Raw genomic sequence first — 10,625 nt, 5'->3', positions numbered from 1 at the left:
GAGTGGATCAGCTGTGCCGGGTCCGGCGCCGCGGACGGCCGTCGCCGCCGCCCTCGCCGCCACCCTCGCCGCGCTCCGGGCCGCGGCCGCCGCGCTCGCGGTCGCCGCCGCGCTCACGGTCGCCGCGGTCCCGCGGGCCACGGTCGCCGCCGCGGTCCCGGCCGGCCGGACGCTCGCCGCCCTCGCCCTCGGCCTCGGCCGCGGCCGGCGCCTCGGCGCCCTCCGGGCGGACCTTGTCCAGGTAGATCTTGCCGCGCTGGTCGATGTCGGCGATCTCGACCTCGACCCTGTCGCCGACGTTGAGGAAGTCCTCGACCTTCTCGACCCGCTTGCCGTCGCCCACCTTGGAGATGTGCAGCAGGCCGTCGCGGCCCGGGAGCAGCGAGATGAAGGCGCCGAAGGCGGCGGTCTTCACCACGGTGCCGAGGAACCGGTCGCCGACCTTCGGCAGCGTCGGGTTGGCGATCGCGTTGATCCGCTCGACCGCGGCCTGGGCCGACGGGCCGTTGGTCGCGCCGACGTAGATGGTGCCGTCGTCCTCGATGGAGATCTCGGCGCCGGTCTCGTCCTGGATGGCGTTGATGGTCTGGCCCTTCGGGCCGATCACCATGCCGATCTTGTCGACCGGGATCTTCACGGTGGTGACCCGCGGGGCGTAGTCCGACATCTCGGCCGGGGCCTCGATGGCCCGCTGCATCACGTCGAGGATGGTCTGCCGGGCCTCGTTCGCCTGCTGGAGCGCGGCGGCCAGCACGTCCGACGGGATGCCGTCGAGCTTGGTGTCGAGCTGCAGCGCGGTGACGAAGTCCCGGGTGCCGGCGACCTTGAAGTCCATGTCGCCGAAAGCGTCCTCGGCGCCGAGGATGTCGGTCAGCGTCACGTACTGGGTCTTGCCGTCGACCTCGTCGGAGATGAGGCCCATGGCGATGCCGGCGACCGGCGCCTTCAGCGGCACACCCGCGGAAAGCAGGCCGAGCGTCGAGGCGCAGACCGAGCCCATCGAGGTGGAGCCGTTGGAGCCGAGCGCCTCGGAGACCTGCCGGATGGCGTAGGGGAACTCCTCGCGCGACGGCAGCACCGGGATCAGCGCCCGCTCCGCGAGAGCGCCGTGACCGATCTCGCGCCGCTTCGGCGAGCCGACCCGGCCGGTCTCACCGGTCGAGTACGGCGGGAAGTTGTAGTTGTGCATGTAGCGCTTGCGGTTCTCCGGGGACAGCGTGTCCACCATCTGCTCCATGCGCAGCATGTTCAGCGTGGTGACGCCCAGGATCTGGGTCTCGCCCCGCTCGAACAGCGCCGAGCCGTGCACCCGCGGCAGCACGCCGACCTCGGCGGTCAGCGGACGGATGTCGCGCGGGCCGCGGCCGTCGATGCGGACCTGCTCGCGCAGCACCCGGTTGCGCACCTCGGACTTGGTCAGCGAGCGGAAGGCGGCGGAGAGCTCCTTCTCGCGGCCCTCGAAACGCGGGCCGAGCTCCTCGGCGACCTTGGCCTTGACCCGGTCCAGGGCCTCCTCACGGTCCGCCTTGCCGGCGATCTTGAGGGCCTCGGCGACCTCGGCGCGGGCCAGGTCGGCCACCGCCTCGTACGCGTCGTCGGAGTAGTCCAGGAAGACCGGGAACTCGGCGACCGGCTTGGCGGCCACCTCGGCCAGCTCGCTCTGCGCGCGGCACAGCTCGCGGATCGCCGGCTTGGCGGCCTCCAGGCCGCTGGCCACGATCTCCTCGGTCGGGGCGGTGGCGCCGTCCGCGATCAGGGCCACGGCGTGCGGCGTGGCCTCGGCCTCGACCATCATGATCGCGACGTCGCCGTCGGCCAGCGCCCGGCCGGCCACGACCATGTCGAAGGTGGCCCGGGCCAGCTCCTCCAGGGTCGGGAAGGCGACCCACTGGCCGTCGACGTGCGCGACCCGGGTCGCGCCGATCGGGCCGGAGAACGGCAGGCCGGAGAGCTTGGTGGACATCGAGGCGGCGTTGATCGCCACCACGTCGTACGGGTGCTGCGGGTCGAGCGCCAGCACGGTCTCGACGACCTGGACCTCGTTGCGCAGGCCCTTGACGAACGACGGGCGCAGCGGCCGGTCGATCAGCCGGCAGGTGAGGATGGCGTCCTCGCTGGGCCGGCCCTCGCGGCGGAAGAACGAGCCGGGGATCCGGCCCGCGGCGTACATCCGCTCCTCGACGTCGACGGTCAGCGGGAAGAAGTCGAACTGCTCCCGGGGCTGCTTGCCGGCGGTGGTGGCGGAGAGGACGACCGTCTCGCCCAGCTGGGCGATGACGGAGCCGGCGGCCTGACGGGCGAGCCGGCCGGTGGAGAAGGTGATCTCGCGGGTGCCGAACGACCCGTTGTCGATCACGGCGGTGCGGGATTCGGTGCCGAGGTTGGTCTCGGTCATGTGCTGTGGTGCTCCTTCGCGTCGTCGGCCCACGACACGGGGAACTGCTCAGGCGGCCGGTCTTCGATCGAAGCGCCCGGGTGGCCGGCATGATGCCGGGATTCCCGGGGGCCACTACCGGAGACCGGTGCTGACCGGCTCCCTCTCGGGTTGTCGCGCGGCCGGATTCTTCGGTGGTACCGGAACGGGGGAGCGGCCGAGTGGCCACTCCCCCGTCGCGTCATCGGCGCAGGCCGAGCCGCTCGATGAGCGACCGGTAGCGGTTGATGTCCTTCTTCTGGACGTAGTTGAGCAGCCGGCGGCGACGGCCGACCAGCAGCAGCAGCCCGCGGCGGCTGTGGTGGTCGTGCTTGTGCACCTTCAGGTGCTCGGTGAGCTCAGCGATCCGCTTGGTGAGGACCGCGACCTGCACCTCCGGCGAACCGGTGTCGCCCTCGGCGGTCGCGTACTCCGCACGGATCTTGGCCTTGGCTTCCTGGTCGAGCGCCATGTTCTCCCTGTTTCGTGGAACGTTCGATGAGGTCCGTCGGATCGGTCGGAGTGACCGGGGAACGGACCGGTTCCTCGCACCCGCGGCGTCGTGCAGGCACGCGAGGCCCCACGTCGGTCAGCCGACGTCCCCGCCAGACTACCAGCCCGACGGGGAACCGCCCGGTGAAGGGCCGCGAAGCGCCCGGGGGGCGCTCCGGCACGCTCAGCCGACCGCCCGGCGGGTCCGCTCCACGTCCTCGGCGATCTGGGCCACCAGCGGCTCGATCGCGTCGTACGTCCGTTGTTCCCGCAGGTGCGCCACGAAGTCCAGGGCCAGCCGCTCGCCGTAGAGGTCGCCGGTGAAGTCCAGCGCGTACGCCTCCACCCGGCGCTCCCGGCCGGAGAAGGTCGGGTTGGTGCCGATGGAGACCGCCGCGGCCAGCGGCTCCCCGCCCCGGCGCACCAGCCGGGCTGCGTACACCCCGTCGGCGGGGATCGCCGCGTACCGGTGGGTCAGCAGGTTGGCGGTCGGATAGCCCAGTTCCCGCCCGCGCTGGTCACCGCGGACCACCACGCCCTCCACCCGGTGCGGCCGGCCCAGCGCGGCGGCCGCCGCGGTCACGTCGCCCGCGTCGACGCAGGAGCGGATGTAGGTCGAGGAGAAGACCGTGCCCGCCTCGGCGACCAGCGGGCCGCCCTCCACGCCGAAGCCGAAGGTGCGGCCCAGCCGCTCCAGCAGCGCCACGTCGCCGGCCGCCCTGTGCCCGAACCGGAAGTTGGCGCCGACCACCACGAGCGCGGCGTGCAGGTGCTCGACCAGGATGTCGTGCACGAACTCCTCGGCCGGCAGCCGGGAGAACTCCGGGGTGAACGGCACCACGCAGAGCACGTCGACGCCGAGCGCCTCGATCAGCTCCGCCTTGCGGGCCGGCTCGGTCAGCACGGCCGGGTGCGAGCCGGGGCGCACCACCTCGGCCGGGTGCGGGTCGAAGGTCACCACCACCGACTTGACGCCCAGCTCGCGGGCGCGCGCCACGGCGTGGCCGATGGTCGCCTGGTGGCCCTTGTGCACGCCGTCGAAGACGCCGATGGTGACCACCGACCGTCCCCAGCCGCCGGGCGCCGCCTCGTACCCCCGCCACCGCTGCATGCCGCTCCTCCCCTGTCCGCCCACGCGCCGTCAGGCGGGGGCCAGCACGATCTCCGCGCGGGCCCGCCCGTCCCGCTCGCTGACGATAGCGATCAACCCGCCGTCCGGGCCGAAGACCGCGTACGGCCCGGCGATGCCCGCCGGGTCCAGCGGCCCGCCGTGGGAGAGCACCTTCGCCTCCTCGGGCGTGGCGTCCCGGCGCGGGAAGAACCGGCCGGCGGCCGCGTCCAGCGGCAGGTTCACCACCTCCGGCGCGCGCTGCTCCAGCGCGTCGAGGGTGGCCGCCTCGGCCAGGGTGAACCCGCCGACCGCGGTGCGGCGCAGCGCGGTGAGGTGGCCGCCGACCCCGAGCGCCAGGCCCGCGTCCCGGGCGATGGCCCGGATGTACGTCCCGGACGAGCAGGTCACGTCCACGTCCACGTCCACCACGTCCGGGGTGTCCCGGCGGATCGCCAGCACGTCCAGCCGGGAGATGGTGACCCGCCGGGCCGGCAGGTCGACGCTCTCCCCCTCACGCACCCGCTTGTACGCCCGCTGCCCGTCGATCTTGATGGCGCTGACCGCGCTGGGCACCTGGTCGACCTCGCCGGTGAGCGCGGCGAGCGCCGCGCGGACCGCGTCGTCGGTGACCGCCCCGGCGGGGGTGCTGGCGATCACGTCGCCCTCCGCGTCGTCGGTGACCGTCGCCTGGCCGAGCCGGATCGTCGCGGTGTAGCTCTTGCCCGCGCCGATCACGTAGGTGAGCAGCCGGGTGGCGCGGCCCACACCGATCACCAGCACGCCGGTGGCCATCGGGTCCAGCGTGCCGCCGTGGCCGACCCGCCGGGTCCGGGCCAGCCGCCGGATCCGGGCCACCACGTCGTGCGACGTCATGCCGCCGGGCTTGTCGACCACGATCAGACCGTCTGCGCTCACGACCGCCAAGCCTGCCAGACGGCGGTGGTCGCCCCTGCGGGGGATACCGCCCTGATCGAGCCGGGTGTCAAGATCGTGCGCCCCTCGCCCCACTTCTGCCCGGGAAGCATGATGAGCAGCGACGACCTCACCCCCGAGCCACCGCGGCTCGACCGCCCCTCACCCGGCCCGGAGGAGATCCCCGACTGGGTACGCCAACTGGAGCGGGAGATCCGGGTCGGACCGGCCACCCGGCTGCGCATCTGGTTCGGCCGGCACGCCCGCGGGCTGCGCGTCGGCGTCGGCGCGGTGCTGGTGCTCGCGCTGCTGGCCTACCTCGCCCCGGCCGGATACCGGTACGTCCGGCGCCCCGCCGAGCAGCCCCGGGCGTACCCGACGGTGAGCCCGCCCCCCGGCATCCAGGCGACCACCTCCGCCTCGCCGCCCCCGGCCGCCGGCCCGTTCGACGGCACCCCGGCGGCCGCGTACCCCGAGGGAGCGGCCGGGATCACGCTGCCCCCGGCGAAGGCGACCGGCGACTTCACCGCGAAGCAGGTGTCGGCCGCGCTCACGAAGATCCGGGCCGCCCTGGTGACCGCCCGGCTCGACCGCGCGTTCATGACGGCGAAGGACCGGGAGCGGCTGGTGCGGCAGTTCGCGCCGGACGAGCGCCGCTACGTCCGGGCGGACCTCACCGACGCCGTCTTCGCCAACCTCGCGACCCGGCTCGCGCCCGGGGCCCGGCTGCTGCCGGACCAGCCCCGGGTGAAGGGCCGGATCACCTACCGGGCGACCCGGAACGAACAGGGGACCCGGGTGCTCGAGGTGACCACCAACTTCGTCTGGGCGTACGCCTTCCACGGCCCGCAGGTGGTGCCCGGCGACGGGGTGGTGGTCGTGCACGACACGCTGGTCTGGCACGTGCCGCACCCGGGCGACGTCCCGGCCCGCGCGAACGGTCTCTGGCTCCGGGACATGCGCTCGTACGCCGCGAACGTCGACTGCGCGGCCTCCGACAAGGGACTGCTGAATGTCGGCACGTGGCACGACGGGAAAGTGGTCGCCACCCCCACGCCGGACCCCGACTCTCTCTACGACCCCGACCGCTCGCTGGACATCCCGGACACCTGCTGACCCGGCCAGGAGCACGGGGTCGCGGCGTGGGCCCCGTTCCGGCACACTGCCGCCACCCCCCTTCATCGCCCCACCCCCAGGAGCCCCGAGTGAGCACCACCCCGCCGTCCCACCAGCACCGCCCCCGGGTCGACCTGCCCGACTGGATGCGGAACCCCGAGCCGCCGCGGCGCACCCTCGGCCGCCGCGTCTCCGACTTCGTCGACGGCGTGCCGGCGCTGGCGGCGGCGCGGCGCCGGCTCTGGGCGTGGCGGGACCGCACCCGGTTCAGCGAGCGGCACCCGGTGGTCTCCGCCATCACGTCCTTCGTGGTGGTGGCCGTGGTGGCCACCACCCTGGTGGTCGGCACGCTCTACCTGCTCTACAAGATCACGAACCGCGAGATCTGACCGGACGCGCCCTTCCGGGTGCGACGGCCAACCCTCCGTATGTCTGGGATGCCTGATGACCACCGAAGACGAGACCGCCCCGCCGATGGCCCCGGACCGGTACACCGTCGCCACCCGCGGTGACGCTGTCCGGCTGCCGAGCTGGATGACCGGCGAGGACGCGGCGACGCCGCTGACCCGCGGGGAACGGGCCCGGCTGGCCTGGGCCCGGCAGAGCGGGAAACGCCACACCGCCGTCGTCGTGCTGATCGCGCTGGCGCTGGTCGGCGGGGCAGCCACGCTCGGCCGGGTCACGGTCGAGCGGATCCGGGCCGGCACGTCCCGGCCCGCGGCGTCTCCTACGCCGTCGCCGGTGCCGCTGAGTCAGGTCGGCGAGCCGCGCGACCTCTTCGCCGGCACCGTCGCGGCGGACTACGCGGTCGGCGAGGCGGGGATCACGCTGCCCCGGGCCGCCGCGCAGGGACCGTTCACCGCCCGGGAGGTGACCGCGGCCCTGACCCAGGTCCGGTCCGCGCTGGTGGCGGCCCGGCTCGACACCAGCATGATCGTCGGTGACCCGGAGCCGTTCCTGGCACTCCTGGCACCGGCCGCCCGCCGGGAACGGATCCACGACTTCGACGGCGACACCTTCCTGCACTACGCCACGCGGATCGGCTCCCAGGACCGGGCGGAGGAGGTCAGGGCCCGGGGGACGATGCGCTACCGGGCCACCACGAACGAGAACGGCGTCCCGGTGCTGGAGATCACCACCGAGTACGTCTGGTTGTACGCCTTCGACGTGCCGCGCACGACGCCCGGCGCGGCGGGCCTGGCGGCGATCCGCGACAAGGTCGTGTGGCACGTGCCCCGGCCGGATGCGCTGCCGGCCGCGGAGCGAGGGCTCTGGCTGGTGTCGGCGGAGGCGAGCACCAGTAACGTCGACTGTGCCCGGTTGGCGGAGGGCTTCTGGACGGTGGAGCCGTGGATGGGCGGGCCGGGCTCGTTCAAGCCGTGTTGACGGTCAGCGGACCGCGCCGACCACCGCCCAGCCGCCGGAGCGCAGCCGCAGCAGCAGGGCGACCAGCCGGAGCACCACGAACAGGGTCAGCCCGGCCCAGATCCCGCCCAGCCCGAGGTTGAGCCCGTAGGCCAGCCAGATCGCCGGCAGGAAGCCGCCCAGCGCCGCCACGATGGTGAGGTTGCGCAGGTAGCGGACGTCCCCCGCGCCGATCAGCACGCCGTCCAGGGCGAACACCACGCCGCCGATCGGCTGGAGCGCGACGAACCAGGGCCAGGCGACCATGGCCTGCTCGCGTACCTCGGGATCGGAGCTGAACCACGACGGCACCAGGCCGGCCCCGGCGGCGATGAGCACCGCGAACGCCACCCCGCAGAGGCCGCCGAGCAGGGCGATCCGCCGGGCGAGGGCGCGCGCCGCGGCGGCCTCGCCGGCGCCGAGCGCCGCGCCGATCAGCGACTGCGCGGCGATCGCCAGGGCGTCCAGCACCAGGGCGGTGAAGAACCAGAGTTGTACGGCGATCTGGTGCGCGCCGACCGCGGCGGCGCCGAACCGGGCGGCTACGGCGGTCGCGGACAGGAAGCTGGCCTGGAAGGCGACGCCCCGGATGAGCAGGTCGCGGCTGAGCGCCAACTGCTGGCCGATCAGCCGAGGTCGGGGGCGCAGCGGGACCTGCTCACGGACCAGTGCCGCCGCGAAGAGGCCACCGGAGAGGGTCTGCGCCAGCGCGTTCGCCACCGCCGAGCCGGCCAGGCCGAGCCCGGCCGGATAGACCAGCAGCGGGCAGAGCAGCGCGGAGAGCAGGTTGGGGGCGAGCACGAAGAGCAGCGGCCGGCGGGTGTCCTGGATGCCGCGCAGCCAGCCGTTGCCGGCCGCCGCGAGCAACAGGCCGGGCGCGCCGAGCGCCGCGATCCGCAGCCAGGTCGCGGCGGCGTCGGCCACCTCGCCGGGCCCGCCGACGAGGGTACGCGCCAACCACCCGCCCCCGACCTGCATGGCGAGCGCCACCAGCACTCCGACGCTCAGGGCGAGCCAGGACGCCTGCACGCCCTCGGCCACCGCGGCGGCCCGGTCCCCCGAGCCGAACCGCCGGGCCGACCGCCCGGTGGTGCCGTAGGCGACGACGGTGCCGAGCCAGGCGGTCAGCGTCAGCACCGTGCCGCCGACGGCGAGCGCGGCGAGCGGGACCCGGCCCAGGTGCCCGACGACCGCCGTGTCGACCAGGACGTAGAGCGGCTCGGCGGCGAGCACCACCAGCGCCGGCAGGGCGAGCGCGGCGATCCGCCGGGCCGTGGCGGACTGGGTGGCGGAGGCGACGGTCTGACTCATCGCCGCCGATCCTGGCACGCACCCAGTAAGGAACGCAACCCCGACCATCACTTACCGATCCGGCCGCGTCCCTCCGTCGATCATGAGGTTGGCGCCGGTCTGGATCTCCGAAACCGCCGTCAACCTCATGATCGATGGGGCGGGGCGGGGAGGGTGGCCAGCCAGCGGCGGATCTGGCGGCGGGTGCGGAGGTGGGCCACCGGGAGGGTGGGGGCGGTGTTCCGGAGGGCGGCGAAGATGCGGGGGCGCGAGCGACGGGGGTAGTTCCAGACGTAGCGGAGGAACTCGAGGTCGATCTGCTCGGGGCAGCCCTCCGGGCGGTCGGGCCGGGGCGTCGCCCGGTACGCCCAGCGGCGGCGCAGCACCCGGACCAGGCAGCGCAGTCGGGGCGGGTCGCAGAGCACCAGGAGGTCGGCGTGGGGCAGGCGGAGATCGAGGGTGCCGCCGTAGTTGCCGTCCATCACCCAGGCCGGGCGGGCGGCGAGCGCGGCGACCTCGGCGCGGAAGTCGGCCTCCCCGGCGGGCACCCAGCCGGGAAGCCAGTAGTGCCGGTCGAGGTGGATCAGCGGCAGGTCGAGCCGGCGGGCGACCTCGCGGGCGAGCGTGCTCTTGCCGGCGCCCGCGCTGCCGACGATCAGGATGCGGCGCACCGGGCGACGGTAGCGCCGGACGCGGGCACGGGGCGACCGGAGCGGCGGTGACGTCGTGGGTACGGCGTCACCGCCGGGCGGCCACCGTCACTGACGGGTGTCCATCGAGGTCTGCAGAGCGCGGCGCATCTGCTCGCGCGCCTCGTCGGTGGTGTTCTCGGTCTGCGGCTTGCGCTTGGTCGCCATGGGAGTTCCCTTCCAGGGTGCGGACCACCGACGCACGGCGGCCCTGAGGGCGATCCGACACTCCAGCTCGGCGCGTCTTCCGCCGCGCCACGACCTGGAGCCGTCGGTCCGACACTCCAGCTCGGCGCGTCTTCCGCCGCGCCGCGGCCTGGAGCCGTCGGTCTGCTGAGCGCCGGCAGCGGTCCGGGATCACCGGAGCGGCTCCCTGGCAGCGTGAGCCCGGGTCGGTCTGACCCTGGAGGGAGGCGGCACCGGGTGTGGCACCACCGCCCGTGACCAGCGCCGAAACGCCGGCCCCACCCAAATTAACGTTCACTTTCCACATGCTGCCCACTGTTCCCGCGATACGGACAGCACGGAGCGTGTCGGGGTGCGGCTCAGCGGGCCAGGAAGTGCCAGCCCAGCCACCACCAGAAACCGAACAGGCCGATCCGCCCGACCGGGACCGGCCCGACCTCGTAGCGCATCACGAAGGCACAGACGTCGGCCAGGGACGGGATCCGCGAGCCCTCCCGCCGGGCGGCCCACTCGACGCCCGCGAAGAGCAGCAGCGCGGCCAGGAAGCCGCCGATTGCCAGGGCGCGCATCATCGGCGTACCAGTCCCCAGAAGGCGGTCAGCCAGGCGAACCAGGCCGCCGAGCGGACCAACTGGTCCTCCAGCATCGGGTCGGCCAGCCGGGAGAAGGTGGGGAACTCGTCCCCCACCGACAGCACGAAGGTGGCGCCCTCCAGGACCCCGAAGACGGTGACCGGCAGCAGCCACCAGAGCGCGCCGGGCGGCAGCCGACGCGGCGCCAGCCGCCGGGGCGGCACCCGGTTGCTCAGGCCGACCCAGATCAACGCCCCGCCGGTGCCCAGGGTGTAGAGGTTGGCCGCGGTGGAGAAGGACGGCAGCTGCCCGCCGACCAGGGAGAGGCAGATCAACACCGGCACGGAGACGACCGGCCGGTCCCAGACCCGGGGCGCCTCGACGGTGAGCTCACGGGGGTGATCCATCACCCGATTGTCCCCAGCGTCACGGAACGCCGG

Annotated in this window: 11 protein-coding genes; 3 read left to right on the top strand and 8 right to left on the bottom strand. The window is 74.1% G+C overall.

Going from position 1 to position 10,625, the window contains the following annotated elements; genetic code table 11:
* Window positions 1-7: 7 nt before the first annotated feature.
* The 4 genes from AB0F68_RS16440 to truB form a co-directional block, all read right to left on the bottom strand.
* Window positions 8-2,395, bottom strand: coding sequence for a polyribonucleotide nucleotidyltransferase (locus AB0F68_RS16440; protein ID WP_357338274.1), 2,388 nt, complete (start codon window positions 2,393-2,395; stop codon window positions 8-10).
* Between the two features lie 220 nt (window positions 2,396-2,615).
* Window positions 2,616-2,885, bottom strand: coding sequence for a 30S ribosomal protein S15 (rpsO, locus tag AB0F68_RS16435; RefSeq protein WP_043962418.1), 270 nt, complete (start codon window positions 2,883-2,885; stop codon window positions 2,616-2,618).
* Window positions 2,886-3,089: 204 nt separating this feature from the next.
* Window positions 3,090-4,016, bottom strand: a complete 927-nt coding sequence (locus tag AB0F68_RS16430) for a bifunctional riboflavin kinase/FAD synthetase (RefSeq protein WP_357338271.1) — start codon at window positions 4,014-4,016, stop codon at window positions 3,090-3,092.
* Between the two features lie 30 nt (window positions 4,017-4,046).
* Window positions 4,047-4,931 carry a tRNA pseudouridine(55) synthase TruB gene (gene truB / locus AB0F68_RS16425; protein WP_357338268.1) on the bottom strand — a complete coding sequence of 295 codons (885 nt, stop codon included), beginning with the start codon at window positions 4,929-4,931 and terminating at the stop codon, window positions 4,047-4,049.
* A 111-nt stretch (window positions 4,932-5,042) separates the two neighbouring features.
* Between truB and AB0F68_RS16420 the strand changes: the two genes are divergently transcribed.
* From AB0F68_RS16420 to AB0F68_RS16410, 3 genes are all read left to right on the top strand, one after another.
* Entirely contained in the window at window positions 5,043-6,044 is a 1,002-nt protein-coding gene (locus AB0F68_RS16420; protein ID WP_357338266.1) for a hypothetical protein, read from the top strand.
* 89 nt (window positions 6,045-6,133) lie between these two features.
* Window positions 6,134-6,433, top strand: a complete 300-nt coding sequence (locus AB0F68_RS16415) for a hypothetical protein (protein WP_357338264.1) — start codon at window positions 6,134-6,136, stop codon at window positions 6,431-6,433.
* Between the two features lie 55 nt (window positions 6,434-6,488).
* The gene (locus tag AB0F68_RS16410) at window positions 6,489-7,430 is read left to right on the top strand and encodes a hypothetical protein (protein WP_357338262.1); all 942 of its coding nucleotides are present in this window, start codon (window positions 6,489-6,491) and stop codon (window positions 7,428-7,430) included.
* A gap of 3 nt (window positions 7,431-7,433) precedes the next feature.
* Here the strand turns inward: AB0F68_RS16410 and AB0F68_RS16405 are convergent, their stop codons facing one another.
* The 4 genes from AB0F68_RS16405 to AB0F68_RS16390 form a co-directional block, all read right to left on the bottom strand.
* On the bottom strand, window positions 7,434-8,759 hold the full coding sequence (locus AB0F68_RS16405; protein ID WP_357338257.1) for an MATE family efflux transporter: 1,326 nt from the start codon (window positions 8,757-8,759) through the stop codon (window positions 7,434-7,436).
* A 125-nt stretch (window positions 8,760-8,884) separates the two neighbouring features.
* Window positions 8,885-9,409 carry an AAA family ATPase gene (locus AB0F68_RS16400; protein WP_357338254.1) on the bottom strand — a complete coding sequence of 175 codons (525 nt, stop codon included), beginning with the start codon at window positions 9,407-9,409 and terminating at the stop codon, window positions 8,885-8,887.
* Window positions 9,410-9,972: 563 nt separating this feature from the next.
* On the bottom strand, window positions 9,973-10,182 hold the full coding sequence (locus AB0F68_RS16395) for a DUF6186 family protein (RefSeq protein WP_357338293.1): 210 nt from the start codon (window positions 10,180-10,182) through the stop codon (window positions 9,973-9,975).
* Window positions 10,182-10,592, bottom strand: a complete 411-nt coding sequence (locus AB0F68_RS16390; RefSeq protein ID WP_357338252.1) for a hypothetical protein — start codon at window positions 10,590-10,592, stop codon at window positions 10,182-10,184. The genes AB0F68_RS16395 and AB0F68_RS16390 overlap by 1 nt, the downstream gene beginning before the upstream one ends.
* Between the last annotated feature and the right edge of the window lie 33 nt (window positions 10,593-10,625).

Source organism: Micromonospora sp. NPDC023966 (assembly GCF_040639095.1).
Taxonomy (GTDB): Bacteria; Actinomycetota; Actinomycetes; order Mycobacteriales; family Micromonosporaceae; genus Micromonospora.
This window is presented reverse-complemented; position numbering and strand designations above follow the sequence as displayed.

What these genes read in the sequence shown, in the direction of transcription:
- AB0F68_RS16440 (WP_357338274.1), bottom strand. Translation starts at nt 2,395, where the DNA reads ATGACCGAGACCAACCTCGGCACCGAATCCCGCACCGCCGTGATCGAC.
- rpsO (WP_043962418.1), bottom strand. Translation starts at nt 2,885, where the DNA reads ATGGCGCTCGACCAGGAAGCCAAGGCCAAGATCCGTGCGGAGTACGCG.
- AB0F68_RS16430 (WP_357338271.1), bottom strand. Translation starts at nt 4,016, where the DNA reads ATGCAGCGGTGGCGGGGGTACGAGGCGGCGCCCGGCGGCTGGGGACGG.
- AB0F68_RS16420 (WP_357338266.1), top strand. Translation starts at nt 5,043, where the DNA reads ATGAGCAGCGACGACCTCACCCCCGAGCCACCGCGGCTCGACCGCCCC.
- AB0F68_RS16410 (WP_357338262.1), top strand. Translation starts at nt 6,489, where the DNA reads ATGACCACCGAAGACGAGACCGCCCCGCCGATGGCCCCGGACCGGTAC.
- AB0F68_RS16405 (WP_357338257.1), bottom strand. Translation starts at nt 8,759, where the DNA reads ATGAGTCAGACCGTCGCCTCCGCCACCCAGTCCGCCACGGCCCGGCGG.
- AB0F68_RS16395 (WP_357338293.1), bottom strand. Translation starts at nt 10,182, where the DNA reads ATGCGCGCCCTGGCAATCGGCGGCTTCCTGGCCGCGCTGCTGCTCTTC.
- AB0F68_RS16390 (WP_357338252.1), bottom strand. Translation starts at nt 10,592, where the DNA reads ATGGATCACCCCCGTGAGCTCACCGTCGAGGCGCCCCGGGTCTGGGAC.